We start from the raw sequence: 18034 nt of genomic DNA, 5'->3' as shown, positions 1-18034 counted from the left end.
GTTTTACGAACGGCGGCAGAGGCGCAGCACGTTCGCGATGATCTTCGCGCCGGCGCCGCCCTCCTGGGTCAGGATCGACTCCGGGTGGAACTGCACGGCGAAGCGCCGCCGCTCTACGTCCTCGATGGCCATGACGTTGCCGTCCGGCGTGAGCGCGGTCGGGGTGAAGCCGACGACGCCCGGCCGCTTGGCGTGCAGCGAGTGGTAACGGGCGGCGGTGAACTGCTCGGGCAGCCCTTCGAGCAGCGCGCTGTCGCCCAGGCGCCCGACCTGGCCGCGCTTGCCGTGTTGGGGGTGGTCGAGCAGCTCCAGCGTGCCGCCGGCCTGCTCGACCATGGCCTGCAGGCCCAGGCAGACGCCGAAGACCGGCAGGTCGCGGGCGTAGATCTCGTCGATCAGCGCCGCCATGCCGAAGTCGGTCGGCCAGCCGGGCCCCGGCGAGAGCACCACCAGGTCGGGCCCGATCTCGTCGATCATGTGGGCCGGGAAGCCGTGGCGCAGCGTCACCACGTCGGCGCCCTCCTGGCGGAAGTAGTCGGCCAGGGTGTTGACGAAGGAGTCCTCGTGGTCGACGAGCAGCACCTTCATGCCCTTGCCCGGCTGCGGCCTGGGCTCGGCGACCGGGACGGCGCCCGGCTGGTTGACCGTGGCCAGGGCGCCGAGCAGGGCGCTGGCCTTGAGCTCGGTCTCGCGCTCCTCGGACTCGGGGTCGGAGTCGAACAGCAGCGTGGCCCCGGCCCTGACGGTCGCCACGCCGTTCTTGATCTGGGCGGTGCGCAGGGTCAGGCCGGTGTTCATGGAGCCGTCGAAGCCGATGAAGCCGATGGCGCCGCCGTACCAGCGGCGGGTGGTGGCCTCGTGGTCCTCGATGAACTGCATGGCCCAGGTCTTGGGCGCGCCGGTGACGGTGACGGCCCACATGTGGGTGAGGAAGGCGTCGAGGGCGTCGAACTCGGGGCGCAGCCGGCCCTCGATGTGGTCGACGGTGTGGATCAGGCGGGAATAGAGCTCGATCTGACGGCGGCCGATGACCTTGACCGTGCCCGGCACGCAGATGCGGGACTTGTCGTTGCGGTCGACGTCGGTGCACATGGTCAGCTCCGACTCCTCCTTGACGCTCGACAGGAGGGTGCGGATGGCCTCGGCGTCCTCGACCGGGTTGCTGCCGCGGGCGATCGTGCCGGAGATGGGGCAGGTCTCGACGCGGTCGCCGCTCACCCGGACGTACATCTCGGGCGAGGCGCCGACCAGGTGCTCGCCGTCGCCGAGGCTGATGATGAACTCGTACGGGGCCGGGTTGCTGTGGCGCAGGCCGCGGTAGAAGGCCGCCGGGTCGGTGCAGGCGGCGTGGAAGACCTGCCCGGGCACGACCTCGAACAGGTCGCCGCGCTTGAACTTCTCCTTGGCGGCGGCGACGACCTTGGCGTATTCGCCCCTCTCGGGGTTGTCCGGCAGCTCGCCGGGGGCCTCGAGGGGCCGGGCGGAGCCGGTGCGCTCCAGGCCGCGGGTGGTGGCGCCGTCGACGGTGAACTCGTAGCGGTATTCGACGCTCGTCTCGCGCTGCCGGTCGATCACGACGAGGCGGTCGGGCAGGTGGAGGACGAGGTCGCGCTGGTCGTCGGGGCGCAGGAGCTCCTGCCTGATGGGCTCGAACTGGAAGGCCAGGTCGTAGCCGAAGGCGCCGTAGAGGCCCAGGTGCGGATCGTCGCCGCGGAAGGCGGCGATGACCTCGCGGATCGCGGTGAACACGGTGGGCCTGCGGCTGCGCATCTCCTCCGGCAGCAGGTCCTCCGAGTCGGGGACGTGCGCCTCCACGCGGTCGGCGGTGGGCTCGGTGACCGGCTTGCCCGCGGCCAGCAGGCAGGAGGCCACGGCGGGCAGCACGACCCTGCCGCGCTCGTTGAGCGCGGTCGCCGAGATGGTCCGGCCCTTGGCGACCAGCTCCACGCACGGGTCGACATAGCCGAACGCCCATCGGCTGTAGCGGCCCGGATAGTCCATGCCCGAGGAGAAAGCACCCCCGCGCCGCTCGCCGAGGGCGGTCACGATCTCTTCGAGCGCCGCCTCGTCAACCTCGCGAGCCTCGCGCTCGACGCCGATGCCCCCGGCGGTGGTATATCCGCTCGTCTCCACTTGCTGCCCCTTACCACGTCACATGATCGAGCCCCGGGGGCGGACACGAGAACGGCCGCCATCCGGGGCGGCCATCCGTTGAGGAATGCGAAAACTCGCGCCGCCTAGGAGCGGCGCCACCACTGGAGCTGGGCGTGGTTTCGCATGCCGACAGGGTAACCGGCCATTCAAGATCGCGCAACGCGACCCGCGGCGGCACACATTTCAATACAGAGCTGTATTGTATTGTTGTAGTCATCGGCCGGACGAAGGAGAACCGAGATGACCGAGCCAGAGACCGACGCTGCGGCCGTCATGCTGCCCATCGAGCGGCCGACGCCGTTCGACCTGCCCACCGGCCTGGCCGAGCTGCGCGACGAGCGGCCCATCGCCCCGCTGTCCTATCCCGACGGGCACCGGGGCTGGCTGGTGACCAGCCACGCGCTGGTCCGGGAGGTGCTGGCCGACCGGCGCTTCAGCGTGCGGCCCGAGCTGCGGCACATGCCCATCGCGCGGCCCGGGGAGGGCACCCTGCCACCGGCGCCGCCCGGGATGTTCATCGGGATGGACCCGCCGGAGCACAGCCGATACCGGCGACTGCTCACCGGCGAGTTCACCGTGCGCAGGATGCGCCTGCTGACCGAGCACATCCAGAAGGTCACCGAGGCATGCCTGGACGAGATGGAGCGGCAGGGCCCGCCGGCGGATCTGGTGAAGGCGTTCGCCGCGCCCATCCCCGCGGTGGTGATCTGCGAGCTGCTGGGCGTGCCGGAGGATGATCGGGAACGGTTCCAGGAGCAGGGCGTCACACTGGTCCGCACCGACATCCCGCGGGAGCAGGTCCTCAACGCCTACACGGCGATGCTGGCCCACATGCGGGAGCTGATCCAGGCCAAGCGGAGCCGGCCCACCGACGACGTGCTCAGCGGGCTCACCAGGAGCGACCTGACCGACGAGGAGCTGACCAACATCGGGTTCATGCTGCTGGGGGCAGGGCTCGACACCACCGCCAACGTGCTGGCCCTGGGCACGTTCGCGCTGCTGCGCCATCCCGAGCAGATCGCCGTGCTGCGTGCCGCGCCCGAGCGGGGCGTCGAGGAGCTGCTGCGCTACCTCAGCATCACCCCGTTCCTCGTACGGACCGCGCTGGAGGACCTGGAGCTGGCCGGCGAGAAGGTACGGGCCGGCGAGACCGTCACCATCTCGATCGCGGCCGCCAACCGCGACCCCGGCCGCTTCCCCGACCCCGACGCCCTGGACCTGAGCCGGTCCACCGCGGGCCACGTCGGCTTCGGCCACGGCCTCCACCAATGCCTCGGCCAGCAGCTCGCGCGCGTCGAGACGCACGCGGCCTTCCCCGCGCTGTTCGCCAGGTTCCCCTCGCTCCGCCTGGCCGTCGCGCCGGAGAAGGTGCCGGTGCGCGACGCCGACATGCTGATCCACGGCGTGCACAGCCTGCCGGTGACGTGGGACGGGAAGCGTTGACATGAGCACCGGGGCCAAGCCCTCGCCGCGGCTCAATAGAATCCTGCCCGACCGGCTCCTCGACGAGATGGTGACCAGACAGGCATGACGACGAGCGCACCTCGATCAGCGGGCAGGCCGCGCAGCCAGGAGGCCGACACGGCCATCCTGGCCGCGGCGCTCGATCTGCTGATCGAGGTCGGCGCCGAACAGACCAGCATCGAGCAGGTCGCGCGGCGGGCGGGGGTGACGCGGGCGACGGTCTACCGCCGCTACCCCGACAAGACGGCGCTGCTGCTTCGCACCCTGCAGTGGGCGCTGCACGACGACGACCCCGCCTTCACCGGCTGGCGCGACCTGGAGCACATGTTCGACGACTGGGGGGTCCATCTGGCCGTGCCGCGTAACCGCCGCCTGCTGCGGCGGGTCTTCAGCACCGTGGACGACTATCCGGAGCTGATGACGACCTACCACAAGGTCAACGGGGGGCGGCGCAGGGCGGTGGTGCGCGAGATGCTGGCCCGCACGCGCGGCCTCGGGCACCTGCCGGCCGGCCTGGACGTGGACGTGGTGCAGGAGATGCTCAGCGCCGCGGTGGTCAGCCACCTCGTGAGCCACCCGGACGACGAGCGTCCCGGCGAGATCAAGGCGTACTTCATGGCGATCATGAAGCAGGTGGGCTACCGCCCGGCGGCGGCGGGAAGCTAGTCGAACGTTACGGTTCACGACAAGTTCTTGCTTTCCCGACAAGATCGCTTCACTCTTCTCGACAGAGGCGTAAAGATCACCTCTCCCCCAATGTCGTGAAGGAGAGCGCGTGCCCACCACCCTTAGCCGGCGTGCGATCCTGGCCGGGATCATCACCCTCGCCGGTTTATTCGTCCCGCAGGCCGCGGTCCACGCGGCCCCGGATCCAGGCAAGATCGACACGGTCGTCCAGTCCACGCTGGACCAGGACGGCAAGGCCACCTTCTGGGTCCGGATGAAGGGGGCCGCCGACCTGAGCGGCGCCCGCCGGGCCGCCACCAAACAGGCCAAGGCCGAGCTGGTCTTCGAGGCCAAGACCGAGCGCGCCGAGTCCTCCCAGGAGGGCCTGCGCAAACTGCTGGACGCCCGTGCCGCCGACTACACCTCCTACTGGATCGTCAACGCCGTACGCGTGACCGCCGACGAGAAGCTGGCCGGCGAGATCGCCAAGCTGCCCGAGGTGGAGCGCATCGACCCGGTCCGCACGGTCGCCCTGCCCAAGCCCGTGCCCGGCAAGGCCGAGGCCAAGGTGGACGCGATCGAGTGGAACATCGACCGGGTCGGCGCCCCGCGCGTGTGGTCCGAGACGGGCAACCGGGGCGAGGGCATCGTGCTCGCCACCATCGACTCCGGCGTCCAGTTCGACCACCCCGAGCTGGCCGCGAGCTACCGGGGCAAAAACCCGGACGGCTCGGTGACGCACGACTACAACTGGTTCGACCCGGCGCGCGTCTGCCCGACCTCCGCGCCGTGCGACAACAACGGCCACGGCACGCACGTCACGGGCACCCTGGCCGGCGCCGGCGGCATCGGCGTCGCGCCGGGCGCGAAGTGGATCGCCGCCAAGGGCTGCGAGCTCAACACCTGCACCGACGCGTCCCTGCTCGCGGCCGGCCAGTGGATCCTGGCGCCCACCGACCTGTCCGGCCGCAACCCGCGCCCGGACCTGGCGCCCGACATCGTCAACAACTCCTGGGGCGGCGAGGGCTTCGACCCCTGGTACAAGGAGACGGTCGAGGCGTGGATCGCGGCCGGGATCTTCCCGGCGTTCGCCAACGGCAACGAGGGGCCGGGCTGCGACACCTCCGGCTCGCCCGGCCAGTACGCGATCAGCTACAGCGCGGGCGGCTTCGACGTGAACAACGCCCTGTACAACCGGTCGAGCAAGGGCGAGGGCGAGGGCGGCGAGATCAAGCCGAACATCGCCGCGCCCGCCGTCAACGTGCGCTCCTCCACCCCGGGCAACACCTATGACACCTACACGGGCACGTCCATGGCCTCGCCGCACGTGGCGGCCACGGTGGCGCTGATCTGGTCGGCCGCGCCCGGGCTGCAGGGCGACATCGCCGCCACCCGGCCGCTGCTCGACGGCAGCGCCGTGGACGTCGCCGACACCGCTTGCGGCGGCACCGCGGCCGACAACAACATCTGGGGCGAGGGCCGGCTCGACACGTACGCCGCCGTCCGCTCCGCCCCCGCGGGCGAGGTCGGCGACCTGAGCGGCACCGTCACCGTGGAGGGCGCGCCGCTGGCCGGGGTCACGGTCACGGTGTCGGGCCCGATGAGCCGCACGGTCACCACCGGCGCGGACGGCACGTACGCCATCCCGCGCCTGCTGACCGGCTCCTATGAGGTCAGCGCGGCGAAGTTCGGCTACGACACCGCCACCGCCACCGTGACGATCACCGCCGCGCAGGCCGCGACCGCGGACGTGCCGATGACGCGGAAGCCGGCGGGCGTGGTGTCCGGGGCGGTCACCACGGCGGGCACGCCCGAGCGCGGCGCCACGGTGCTGGCCGAGGGCACGCCGGTCAGCGCGGTCACCGACGCGAACGGCCGCTACAGCATGACGCTGCCCCACGGGACGTACGACCTGACGATCACGCCCGTCTCCCGCTGCTCCAGCGGCACGACCGCGGCCGTGACCGTCGCCGGTGACGTGGTCAAGGACGTCGAGCTGCCGCTGCGCGGCGACGGCTTCGGCTACACGTGCCGCAGCGGGGCCGAGGCGTACGTGGCGGGCACCGAGAAGCTGGCGCTGACCGGCGACGACGAGGCGGTCCAGGTGACGCTGCCGTTCCCGGTCCCGTTCTACGGCGCGGGCCAGAGCAAGGCGTGGATCGCCACGAACGGGTACCTCACGTTCGCCGCGGACCGGGTCACCACCGCGAGCAACGGCCGGCTGCCCACCACGGGCACGCCGAACAACGCGGTCTACCCGTACTGGGACGACCTGACCGTGGACGCGCAGGCCGGGGTCTACACGGCGGTGACGGGGACGGCGCCGCACCGGGTGTTCGTGGTGGAGTGGCGCAACGTCAACTTCTACAGCGACACCGCGCAGCGGATCTCGTTCGCGGCGCTGCTGGGCGAGGACGGCTCGATCGGGTTCCGGTACAAGGACGTCGAGAGCGAGCGCGAGCAGGGCACGAGCGCCACGGTCGGCATCGAGAACGCCGCCGGGACGGACGCGCTGCTGTACTCCTACGAGGAGGCCGCGCTGTCCGGCGGGCAGGGCATCGCGTTCACGGCCAGCAGGCACGGCCTGGTCACCGGCGCGGTCACCGACGCCAACGACGGCGAGCCGCTGGCGGGCGCGACGGTCGAGATCGGGGACGTGGCGACGTTCACGACCGGCGCGGACGGCGCGTTCTACGGGCAGGTGCCCTCCGGCGACTACGAGATCGTGGTGTCCAAGGAGCACTACGGCACCTTCACGAAGGCCGTCACGGTCGCGCCGGGCACGGTGACGCGGATCGACACGGCGCTGGTCACCGGCCGGGTGAGCGCGTCGGCGGCGGAGCTGACCGTGGTCATGCCGGGCGAGTCCACGCGTACGCGGACGCTGCAGCTGACGAACCTCGGCTCGCCGACCGCGTACACGGTGACCGGGGAGCCCTGGGCGAGCGTGACCCCGACGGCGGGCGAGCTGGCCAAGGGACAGGCGGTGACGCTGCGGGTCACGGTCTCCAGCGCCGGCGTCGCGCCCGGCGCGCTGCGCGCGGGCAAGCTGATCGTCAAGTCGGCCAGCGGCCGGCAGCCGGCCATCGAGATCAAGGTGACGGTCGTGGTGCCCAAGCACCAGGTGGCGATCGACGTGGGCGCGAACAAGGGGCTGACCGACGGCGCCGGCGACGCCTGGACGGCCGACAGGAAGTACGTCCAGGGCTCCCACGGCTACGTCGCCACCCAGAACCGGACGCAGAGCACGTCCAGGACCATCGCGGGGACCGATGAGCAGGCCCTGTTCAGGACCGCCCGCGAGGGCATGCTGGAGTACCGCTTCGACGGCGTGCCCGCCGGCACGTACACCGTCGAGCTGGACTTCGCGGAGATCAGGAACACGCAGATGGGTAAGCGCGTGTTCGACGTGCTGGTCGAGGGGCAGCTCGCGATCCCGGCGCTCGACCTGGCGCTGGAGGCGGGCACGTACACGGCCGTGGCCCGGCAGTACACGGTGAAGGTCACCGACGGCCAGCTCAACGTGCGCTTCGCCACCCGCCAGGGCTCGACGATCGTCAACGCGATCCGGATCTCCGAGCGGTCCGACCGGACGACCCCGTAGCGCGTCCGTGAGCCCGCCCTGATCGAAAACCGGGGCGGGCTCTCATCCAGAACGCCCGGAGCCGCGAAGAAAGGGGCAAGGCACCTCTCACATAAGGAGTTCTGGATGCGTAAGCACGTTGCGCTCGCCGTGGCGGTCCTCGGCGGGGGCGCGGTTCTGGCCGCTTCCTGGGCTGGGCCCGCGCAGGCTCAGGCCCGGAGCGCCGCCCCGCTCGCGGCCGACGTCACGACCGCCGCCCCGCTCGTGGCCGGCCTCACGACCACCGGCGATCTGGTGGTCTTCCGGGCCGACCGGCCGGGCGACGTGAACCGGGCCGGCAGGATCAGCGGCCTCAAGGGCGACAGGAAGGCCGTCGGCATCGACTACCGGGTTCAGAACGGCAAGCTGTACGCGGTCGGCGACAAGGGCGGCGTCTACACGCTGGACAGCCGGGCCAGGGCGACCAAGGTGTCGCAGCTGACCGTGGCGCTCAAGGGCAAGACGTTCGGGGTCGACTTCAACCCGGCCGCCAACCGGCTGCGCGTGATCAGCGACACCGGACAGAACCTGCGCCACAACCTGGACGACCCGAACGGCGCGCCCGCCAGGGGCAAGACCGCCGCCGACGGCACGCTCACCAACCCGCCCGTGCCGCCTGCCACGACCGGGGCGACCGCGACCGGCGTGACCGCCGCCGCGTACACCAACAACGACCTGAACGCGGCCACCGCGACCACCCTGTTCGACCTGGACACCATGGGCGACCAGGTGTCCGCGCAGTCCCCCGCCAACGCGGGCAACCTGGCGCCCACCGGCAAGCTGGGCGTGGACGCCGCCACCGACGCCGGCTTCGACATCTACAGCATGCTGCGGAACGGCGTGACGGTGTCGAACACCCCGTACGCCACGATCAAGGTCAGGGGCGCCTACCGCTTCTACACGGTCAACGCGCTGACCGGCATGGCCCACCTGGTCGGAACGTTCCCCGCCGGGCGGCAGGTGAGTGACATCGCCGTCCAGCTGGACAGGTAGTCACGGACAGGTAGTCCTGGACAGATAGTCATGGATGCGCCCGGGCTACCGCAGACCGGGCGGCATCTGTTACTGGTTAGTACATGAGACGCGTGCGGCTCGAGCGTGATCTTCCGGTGCCGATGGCCGACGGCGTGAGCCTGCTGGCCGACCACTACGCCCCCGCCGGCGGCCGGCCGGCCCCTGTCGTCCTGATGCGCTCCCCCTACGGCAGGCGCGGCCTGTTCGGGCTGTTCGCCCGCGGCTTCGCCCGGCAGGGCATGCACGCCGTGATCCAGAGCTGCCGGGGCGGCTTCGGCTCGGGCGGCCTGCTCGACCCACTCGGCGACGAGCACGACGACGGCCTGGCCACCGTCGAGTGGCTGCGCCGGCAGCCCTGGTACGGCGGCTCGTTCGCCATGTTCGGCCCCTCCTACCTCGGCTACACGCAGTGGGCGATCGCCCCCTACGCCGGGCCCGATCTGAAGGCCATGGCCACGCAGATCACCGCGTCCCAGTTCAGGGACGCCGCCTACGTGGGCGGCGCGTTCGCGCTGGAGTCGGCGCTGAGCTGGACCACGCTCACCGACGGCATGCTGCGCCGCTTCGGCGGGACCGCGATGTGGACCGCGCCCCGGCTCACCCGCAAGGCCGTGCTGACCGGCCGCCCGGTGGCCGAGCTGGACCTGGTCTCGGCGGGCCGGCCGCTGCGGTTCTTCCAGGACCTGGTGACGCACCACGCGGACCCGGCGGGGCCGTACTGGAGCCGGCGCGACTTCTCCCCGAAGGTCGGCGAGGTGGACGCGGCCGTCACCATGCTGGGCGGCTGGTACGACGTGTTCCTGCCATGGCAGCTCAAGGACTACGCGGCCATGCGGGCGGCGGGCCGGCGGCCGTATCTGACGATCGGCCCCTGGTACCACATCGACCGGCGCCACGCCTGGCCCACCATGGTGGAGGCGTCGGCGTGGTTCCGCGCGCACCTGCTGGGCGACCCGTCGCGGCTGCGTCCCGACCCGGTGCGGCTCTACGTGACGGGAGCCGAGGAGTGGCGCGACTACCCCGACTGGCCGGTGCCGGGCGTGCGCGAGCGGCGCTGGCACCTGCAGCACGGGTTCGGCCTCGGCGTGGAGGGCCCGCGCGAGGCCGGGCCTGACCGATTCCGCTACCACCCCGGCCATCCGACGCCGATCATCGGCGGGCCGACGCTGCTGAGCGACTCCCGGCCGCGTGACCAGCGGCGGCTGGAGCAGCGCCGCGACGTGCTGGTCTACAGCTCTCCCGCGCTCGCGTCCGACGTGGAGATGATCGGGCCGGTGCGCGCGGAGATGTTCGTCCGCTCCAGCACCCCGTACGTGGACGTGGTGGTGCGGGTGTGCGACGTGTGGCCGGACGGGCGCTCGTTCAACGTGTGCGAGGGCGTGCGCCGCCTGGGCCCGTCCGCCGATGACGTGCGGCGGGTGGAGCTGGACCTGTGGCCGATCGCGCATCGGTTCCGGCGCGGCCACCGGATCCGGGTGCACGTGGCGGCCGGGGCGTACCCGACGATCGCCCGCAATCCCGGCACCGGCGACCCGCTCGGCGCGGGCGGGCCGATGGTGCCCAACGACGTCGAGGTCTTCCACTCCCCTGACCTCCCCTCCGCCGTGGTGTTCCCGCTGTGCGCGCCTCGCGGCTGATGTCGCTGGTCCTGCTGCTGCAGGGCCGGGGCGGGATGACGGCGGCCGAGCTGGCCAAGGAGCTGGAGGTCTCCGAACGGACCGTGCACCGCGACGTGCTGGCGCTGTCGGCGGCCGGCGTGCCGGTGTACGCCGACCGCGGCCGGGGCGGCGGCTACCGGCTGCTCGACGGGTACCGCACCCGGCTGACCGGGCTGGACCGGGCCGAGGCCGAGGCGTTGTTCCTGTCGGGCGTCCCGGCCGCGATGCGCGAGATGGGGCTGCAGGACGTGGCGGCGACCGCCCGGCTGAAGGCGGCCGCCGCCCTGTCCCCGGCCCTGCGCGACGCCCCGGCGACCGCGGCGCAACGTTTCCACCTGGACGCGCCGGGCTGGTTCGCCGGCGACGACCCGCCGCCGTCCGCGCTCGCGCCGCTGGCCAGGGCGGTGTGGAACGACCGCCGGGTGAGCGCCGCGTACCGGGGCACCGAGCGCACGCTGGAGCCGTACGGGCTGGTGCTGAAGGCGGGCGTCTGGTACCTGGCCGCCCGGCTGGGGAGGCGGTTCCTGACGTTCCGGGTGGACCGGTTCGGCGGGATCACCGTGCTTCCCGAGTCCTTCGACCGGGACCCGGAGTTCGACCTGGCCGGCTTCTGGGCGGAGCGGTCGGCGGAGTTCACCCGCTCGCTGCTGCGCGAGGTGGTCACGCTGCGGCTCAGCGAGCGGGGGCGGCGGATGCTGCGGCACATCGCCGACCCGGCCGCGCTGGCCGACGCGCTCGCCTCGCTGCGGCCGGACGGGACCGTGCGGCTGGCCGTGGAGTCGGTTGAGGTGGCGTACTCGCAGGTGCTGCGGTTCGGGCCGGAGGCGGAGGTGCTGGATCCGCCGGAGCTGCGGGCGATGGTCGCCGAGGCCGCCGCCCGCACCGCCGCGCTCTACCGTGATCAGCGGTAGTCGGCCGGGTCGGCTTTCTTGCCGGTCTCGACCACCTCGGTGATGTAGCGCCACACCTGCGGGCGGCTGCCGTCCACGTCCGTGAGGCCGTACGCCTCGGCCACCTGCCCGCTGTCCACAGACTTGCCCGACCAGCGCTGTTTGTCCGGGTCCGCGGCGATCGCGGCGACGCCGCGGCCGACGTAGGCGGGCGTCTCGGAGACCTGCCAGGCGCTGTCCACGCCCTTCGCCTCGCGCCAGTTGTCCTCGGTGACGCCGAAGTTCTCCAGCATGGCCTCCGAGCGCAGGAACCCGGGCGTGATCGCCACCGCCGTCCCGCCGTGCGGGCGCAGCTCGTTGGACCAGGCGAACGCCAGCCGGTTCACCGACATCTTGGCCAGGTCGTAGTAGACGTTCTCCCGGTAGCGGGTCTCGTTGAACGCCCAGGTGCCGTCGGTGACCTCCACGACCAGCCCGCCGGCGTTCCTGATCAGCAGCGGGAGCAGGAAGCGGCTGCTGATGACGTGGGTGTCGATCGCCAGCCGGAGCAGCCGGAACCCCTTGTCCATGTCGTGCTTCCACACCGGAGTGGACCACTCCCACAGGTGGTCGCCGCCCCACACGTCGTTGACCAGCACGTCGAGCCGTCCCTGCTCCTCGTCCACGCGCCCGGCCAGCGCCTGGACCTGGTGCGGGTCCAGGTGGTCGACCCGGACCGCGATGCCCGTGCCGCCGGCCGCCGTGACCAGCTCCGCCGTCTCCTCGATGGTCTCCGGCCGGTTCATCTCCGAGCGCCCCTCCCGGGTGCTCCTGCCCGTGCAGTAGACCGTCGCGCCGGCCGCGCCCAGCGCGACCGCTATTCCCCGTCCCGTGCCGCGGGTCGCCCCCGCCACCAAAGCAATCATGCGACCGATCGTTCCGCGAAAAGAGGACACCTCATGTCATGTTTTCATCTGGAACGCTGTGATAAGCACGGAGTTACTATGAACAGCGAATTCGAGCTCCGCGGGGTCAACCACGTCGCGCTGGTCTGCTCCGACATGAAGCAGACGGTCGGCTTCTACTCCGGCGTGCTGGGCATGCCGTTGATCAAGACGATCGAGCTGCCCATGGGCTGGGGCCAGCATTTCTTCTTCGACTGCGGCGGCGGGAACGCGCTGGCGTTCTTCTGGTTCCCGGACGCGCCCGACGGCGTTCCGGGCGTGTCGGCGCCGCGCAACCTGCCCGACCGGGGTGAGCTGCTGTCGGCGGTCGGCTCGATGAACCACATCGCGTTCGACGTGCCGCCGGAGAAGATCGAGGAGTACCGCGACCGGCTCGTCGCCAAAGGCGTCGACGTGGGCGTGCTGCTCAACCACGACGACAGCGAGTTCGGCGTGGCGGCCGAGATGCACGACGGGGTCTTCGTCCGGTCGATCTACTTCAAGGACCCCGACGGCATCCTGGTCGAGTTCGCCGCGTGGACGCGTCAGGTCGGGCAGCCCGGCGACGTGCGGCACGAGCCGAAGACGGCCGCCGACCGGACCGCGGGCTGACCGTTCGGCGCGAGTAACCGACCATTCGGCGATCGATGAACAGCGGGCGTCCTGTCCGTAACTAATGTGCGAGGGCGGGGTCCGCGCAGTCATGCCTGTGTCTCACGGCTCGAGACGCCATCCCGACATTTAGGCCAAACCGTAACATTACGGTCATTGGGTTTAATGCCACCGTAAAGTTACGCTCCCTCCGTTGCCTATCCGCCCATGCATCGGAGGGTCGATGACCACCGGGGACCCCGGACAGCCGCGCACCGACCGCAGCCCCTGGAACTGGCTGCTGGTCGTGCCGATCGTGCTGCCGCTGCTGACGTTCCTGTTCAACGCCGACGAGCCCCGCCTGTTCGGCTTCCCGCTGTTCTACTGGCTGCAGCTCGCCTTCATCGGAGCCGGCGTCGTCTCGACGACCATCGTCTACAGGATGACCAAATGAGCGGGCACACGACCGAGCTGGTCGTCTTCGCCCTGCTGTTCCTGGTCGTCAGCGGCATGGGGTTCGTCGCGGCCCGCTGGCGGCGGCCCGAGACCATCGAGAGCCTGAACGAGTGGGGCCTGGGGGGCCGGAACTTCGGCTCCTGGATCACCTGGTTCCTGGTGGGCGGCGACCTGTACACCGCCTACACGTTCGTGGCGGTGCCCGCGCTGGTGTTCGGCGCGGGGGCCATGGGCTTCTTCGCCGTGCCGTACACCGTGATCATCTACCCGCTGGTGTTCCTGGTCCTGATCAGGATGTGGTCGGTGTCGCACGTGCACGGGTTCGTCACGCCGGCCGACTTCGTACGCGCCCGCTTCGGGTCGCCGACGCTGGCGCTGCTGGTGGCGATCACCGGGCTCGTGGCGACCATGCCGTACATCGCGCTGCAGCTCGTCGGCATCGAGGCCGTGCTGAAGTCGATGGGCGTCACCGGGCATCTGCCGATCATCATCGCCTTCGCGATCCTGGCGGCCTACACCTACCAGTCGGGCCTGCGCGCCCCCGCCCTGATCGCCTTCGTCAAGGACACGCTGATCTACATCGTGATCCTGGCGGCGGTCATCTACATCCCGGCCAAGCTCGGCGGCTGGGGGTCGATCTTCGACGCGGCGAAGGCCAAGTTCGACGCCTCCCCCGCGCAAGGCGACGGGATCACCCTCAACGCCGCCAACCAGCTGCAGTACATCACCCTGGCCTTCGGCTCGGCGCTGGCGCTGTTCCTGTACCCGCACAGCCTCACCGGCGTGCTGGCCTCCAAGAACCGCAATGTGATCAAGCGGAACATGTCGGCGCTGCCCGCCTACAGCCTCCTGCTCGGCCTGATCGCGCTGCTCGGCTACATGGCGATCGCGGCCGGCACCAAGCCGGTCATGAACGCCAACGGCAAGCCGGACGCCAACACGATCGTGCCGCAGCTGTTCGACCAGATGTTCCCCGACTGGTTCGCGGGCGTGGCCTACGCGGCGATCGGCATCGGCGCGCTGGTCCCGGCGGCGATCATGTCGATCGCGGCGGCCAACCTGTTCACCCGCAACATCTACCGCGAGTACCTCAACAAGGACGCCACGGACGCCCAGGAGGCCAAGGTCTCCAAGCTGGTCTCGCTCGTGGTCAAGGTCGGCGCGGTGCTGTGCATCCTGGTGCTGGACCCGCAGTTCTCCATCGACCTGCAGCTCATCGGCGGCGTGATCATCCTGCAGACGCTGCCGTCGGTGGCGCTCGGCCTCTACACGCGCTGGTTCCACAAGGGCGGCCTGATGGCGGGCTGGGCGGCCGGCCTGGCGGCGGGCATGTGGATGCTGTACCTCATCCCGAACCCGGCCACCGGCAAGGCCCACTTCGGCGGCTCGGCCTTCCCGCTGGCCAACTTCGGGTTCGACACCAAGATGACGATCTACGTCGGGTTCGTGGCAGTGATCGTCAACCTGGTGGTGGCGGCGCTCGGCACGCTGCTGTTCCGGGCGCTCAAGGTGGCCGACGGGCCGGACGCGACCTCGCGCGACGACTACTTCCTCGACGAGGGCGATCCCAAGGTCAAGGACGACCTGGATCTGGCCGGCTCGCACTGACCCCCGGCGGTCCGCCCCCGTCCCCCGGGGGGCGGGCCGCCGGGTCACTCCCCCGCGAGGCGGGGTGCCGTCGACAAACGTGAGAGCACACGCCCGGCCCCGGCGAGGACGGGCCAACTAGATCAACTCGTGCCGATGGGCGGCCGTGGCGGCCTGGACCCGGCCGCGTACGCCCAGCTTGGCCAGGATGTTGCTCACGTGCGCACCCGCCGTCTTGACCGAGATGAACAGCTCCTCGGCGATCTGCCGGTTGGTGCGGCCGTCGGCGAGCAGCCGCAGCACCTCCCGCTCGCGCGGTGTGAGGCCGAAGCCGCGCTCCTCGGCCGGGCCGGTCTCGCCCTGCGCGACGAGGGGGATCCGAGCCAGCCGCGCCAGCCGTTCGATCCGGGCACGCAGGGGCTCTGCTCGCAGGCGGTCCGCCTCCCGGGCGGCGTCGGCCAGATGGGAGGAGGCCGCGGAGCGGTCTCCCGCTTCCGCGGCGCGTTCCGCGGCTCGCAGCAAGGCCAGGGCCTGAGGGTATGGCTGACGAAGATCCGTCCACGCGGCCGCGACGCATTGCCACAGGTCCGGCCGTCCGGCTTCGGCGGTGCAGGCCAGGCGGTGGGCTTCTTGGACGGGCCCGATGGCCGGCAGCGCGGCCGCGGTCTCGGGCAGGCCGGGCACGGACAGGGACGCGCCCGCTTCGATCACGGGCCACAGGTAACGCGGGCTGGTCTTCCCGCTGCTCAGCGCCTCCTCCACCAGTCGCGCGGCGTCGGCCGTGCGCCCCTGCGCTTTGCGGAGATCCACCTCCAGACGCACCAGCAAGAGGTGGTCCTGGGCATAGGACGTGCCTGCGGTGAAGACTGCGCAGGCGTGGGCCGCGGCGTCCTCGGCGGCTCCGAGGTCGCCTCTGGCCAGCGCGATCGTGCCGGCCAGCACCATCAGGTACGCGCCGAGGCTGGGTGTCGGGCTGAGACGCAGAGCGTGCTCGACGATCTCGGCGGCCTCGTCCCACCGGCCCAGCGCGATCAGCGCCTCCGCGAGGTTCCCCGCGTGGGTCGGGCCCGCCGTACGGGCGAGGCCCGACCGCGTGGCGGCGGCGAGTCCCTGGCGGGCCGCCTCGGCCGCCTCGTCGTATCTGCCGGCGCCCTGCAGGACGTCCGCCTCACAACGATGGGCGTGCAGGAGCGCGCCCTGGTCGCCCATGCGGCGGGCGGTCGCCTGGGCGTCGATCAGGTGGGGCAGCTGCGCGTCGAGGTCGCCGGCGCGTGCCCGCGCGTACGTCAGGTTGACGGTGGCGATGACCTCGGCCTTGGCATCGCCCGCGGCCCGCGCCGCTTCCAGCGCCTCGCGGGCGGCGACGCGGCCTTCGGCTTCGTGGGGGACCGTGAGGAGGCGATGGGCGAGCAGATTGAGTACGGTCGCGCGTGCCGGATGCCCGCGCGGTGTCAGACGAGCGGCTTCGCGTAGATCGTCCAGGTCGCCCGGCATGCCGAGGAGGTGGCGTAGCTCGCCGCGGTGGGCGATCAGCCAGCCGGCGCGCGCAGGATCGGCATCGGCCGCGAGCGCCGTCTCGACCAGGTGGAGGGCGGTCGCGTTCTCGCCTGCGGCCATGGCGGCGCGTATCGCCTCGTCGAGCACCTCGGCCCTGGACGTGGCCGGATCGGGCGCCTGCTCCCACAGCTCCAGTACGCGAAGCAGCATGTGCAGGTGTTCCGCGTGCGCCAGTGACGCCGCGGCCTCGGCGGCGGCGCGGCGGGCGGCCGCCAGTGTCTTGGACGGCCGGTGCTTGGCGGCGTGCCAGTGCAGGGCCGACTCGTACGCCGCCCGGCCCAGCGGGGCGAGCTCCGGGTCCCGCTCCAGGGCTTCGGCATAGCGTACGTGAAGGTGCCCCAGTTCTCCGGGAAGCACGTCGTCGTAGAGCACCTCCTGGATCAGCGCATGACGGAACGCGTACCCCTCCTCCTCGATCAGGAGCAGGTTCGCGCTCACCGCTGGGCGCAGCGCTTCGGTGAGGCCGGCGTCGTCCAGCCCGGTGACGGTGCGCAGCAGCGCGTGGCCGACCCGGGCCCCGCCGACGGCCGCGGCCTGAACCACCCGCCGGGTCTCCGGCGGCAGCCTGTCGAGCGGCGTGATCAGCAGGTCGCGGATGGACACGGGCACCGGCGCGCCCTCCCGGGCCGACAGCACCTCGACGAACAGCGGGTTGCCCTCGCTGCGCCGGAAGACGTCCTCGACGACCGCGGGGGCCGGCTCGCCACCGAGCAGGCCGCGAAGCTGCCGGACCACCTCGCCCTTGCCGAGCCGGCCGAGCTCCATCCGGGTCGTCCACGGCCTGCGATCCCATTCGGCCAGCACCGGGCGGAGCGGATGCCTCCGGTGCAGCTGGTCGCTCCGGTAGGTCACGACCAGGAGGAAGGCCGCGGCCGCCTGCTGGTTCCTGATGAGGAAGTCGAGCAGTTCCCGGCTGGACCGATCGCTCCAGTGCACGTCCTCGGCGACGATCACCAAGGGCCGGTCCTCGGCGAGGTTCTCGAAGAGAGTGAGGATCTCTTCGAAGAGCCGCGTCTGCGTCAGTGCCGGATCGCCGTCGCCCGGGGGCCGGCCCAGGAGGGGCAGCAGCCTGCCCAGCTCACCGGGCTCGCCACGGGGCAGGAGGCGGAGGAAGCCGTCCGCGCCGATCTCGCGCAGCAGATGACGCAGCATGGTGGTGAACGGCGCGAACACCAGGCCGTTCTCGCCCATCTGGGGGCAGTCGCCCGAGAGCAGCCGCGCCTGCCCGGTCAGCGGCGCCGCGAACTCGGCGATCAGCCGGGTCTTGCCCACCCCGGCTTCGCCGCCGAGCAGCACGGTGGCGGGCGAGCCTCCTCGGGCACGTGCGCAGGCCTCGCCCAGAGCGGCCAGCTCCGCGTCCCTGCCTACGAAGACCATGGACACAGGCTCCCAGATCCGGATGAAAACCAGGGATGCCGGATAGGGCATTCGCCCGATCCGTCCGGCCGCCAT

12 protein-coding genes are annotated in these 18034 nt (G+C 71.5%); 9 read left to right on the top strand and 3 right to left on the bottom strand.

Features of this window, described 5'->3' with window-relative positions; translation table 11 throughout:
• Positions 1-3 precede the first annotated feature (3 nt).
• Positions 4-2133, bottom strand: coding sequence for an anthranilate synthase component I (locus tag ACIBX3_RS20020; protein WP_397118968.1), 2130 nt, complete (start codon positions 2131-2133; stop codon positions 4-6).
• A gap of 261 nt (positions 2134-2394) precedes the next feature.
• On the opposite strand from ACIBX3_RS20020, the gene ACIBX3_RS20015 reads away from it, so the two are divergent.
• The 6 genes from ACIBX3_RS20015 (at position 2395) to ACIBX3_RS19990 (ending at position 11489) form a co-directional block, all read left to right on the top strand.
• Positions 2395-3597: a cytochrome P450 gene (locus tag ACIBX3_RS20015; RefSeq protein WP_397118966.1), complete on the top strand. Its 1203-nt coding sequence runs from the start codon at positions 2395-2397 to the stop codon at positions 3595-3597.
• Positions 3598-3681: 84 nt separating this feature from the next.
• Positions 3682-4284, top strand: coding sequence for a TetR/AcrR family transcriptional regulator (locus ACIBX3_RS20010; RefSeq protein WP_397118965.1), 603 nt, complete (start codon positions 3682-3684; stop codon positions 4282-4284).
• 109 nt (positions 4285-4393) lie between these two features.
• Positions 4394-7888 (top strand): S8 family serine peptidase, encoded by a 3495-nt coding sequence (locus tag ACIBX3_RS20005; protein WP_397118963.1) that lies wholly within the window; start codon positions 4394-4396, stop codon positions 7886-7888.
• A 105-nt stretch (positions 7889-7993) separates the two neighbouring features.
• On the top strand, positions 7994-8899 hold the full coding sequence (locus ACIBX3_RS20000; protein WP_397118961.1) for a DUF4394 domain-containing protein: 906 nt from the start codon (positions 7994-7996) through the stop codon (positions 8897-8899).
• Positions 8900-8982: 83 nt separating this feature from the next.
• Positions 8983-10557, top strand: a complete 1575-nt coding sequence (locus tag ACIBX3_RS19995; protein WP_397118959.1) for a CocE/NonD family hydrolase — start codon at positions 8983-8985, stop codon at positions 10555-10557.
• Positions 10539-11489, top strand: a complete 951-nt coding sequence (locus ACIBX3_RS19990) for a helix-turn-helix transcriptional regulator (RefSeq protein WP_397118958.1) — start codon at positions 10539-10541, stop codon at positions 11487-11489. Before ACIBX3_RS19995 ends, ACIBX3_RS19990 begins: the two co-directional genes overlap by 19 nt.
• On the opposite strand, the gene ACIBX3_RS19985 is transcribed toward ACIBX3_RS19990, so the two are convergent.
• Positions 11480-12373 carry an SDR family oxidoreductase gene (locus tag ACIBX3_RS19985; protein WP_397118956.1) on the bottom strand — a complete coding sequence of 298 codons (894 nt, stop codon included), beginning with the start codon at positions 12371-12373 and terminating at the stop codon, positions 11480-11482. The genes ACIBX3_RS19990 and ACIBX3_RS19985 overlap by 10 nt on opposite strands.
• A gap of 78 nt (positions 12374-12451) precedes the next feature.
• Here ACIBX3_RS19985 and ACIBX3_RS19980 point away from each other — a divergent pair, with 78 nt between their 5' ends.
• The 3 genes from ACIBX3_RS19980 to mctP all read left to right on the top strand — a co-directional run bounded on the left by ACIBX3_RS19980 (position 12452) and on the right by mctP (position 15046).
• The gene (locus ACIBX3_RS19980; protein ID WP_397118954.1) at positions 12452-13003 is read left to right on the top strand and encodes a VOC family protein; all 552 of its coding nucleotides are present in this window, start codon (positions 12452-12454) and stop codon (positions 13001-13003) included.
• A gap of 223 nt (positions 13004-13226) precedes the next feature.
• Positions 13227-13436: a DUF3311 domain-containing protein gene (locus tag ACIBX3_RS19975; RefSeq protein WP_397118952.1), complete on the top strand. Its 210-nt coding sequence runs from the start codon at positions 13227-13229 to the stop codon at positions 13434-13436.
• Positions 13433-15046 carry a monocarboxylate uptake permease MctP gene (mctP, locus tag ACIBX3_RS19970; RefSeq protein ID WP_397118951.1) on the top strand — a complete coding sequence of 538 codons (1614 nt, stop codon included), beginning with the start codon at positions 13433-13435 and terminating at the stop codon, positions 15044-15046. Before ACIBX3_RS19975 ends, mctP begins: the two co-directional genes overlap by 4 nt.
• Before the next feature lie 117 nt (positions 15047-15163).
• Here mctP and ACIBX3_RS19965 read toward each other — a convergent pair whose 3' ends face one another.
• Entirely contained in the window at positions 15164-17959 is a 2796-nt protein-coding gene (locus ACIBX3_RS19965) for an AAA family ATPase (protein ID WP_397118949.1), read from the bottom strand.
• Between the last annotated feature and the right edge of the window lie 75 nt (positions 17960-18034).

It is taken from the genome of Nonomuraea sp. NPDC049480 (genome assembly GCF_044465905.1).
Classification (GTDB): Bacteria; Actinomycetota; Actinomycetes; order Streptosporangiales; family Streptosporangiaceae; genus Nonomuraea.
Note: the sequence above shows the minus strand (reverse complement) of the source record. Positions and strands in the feature narration are given on the sequence as shown.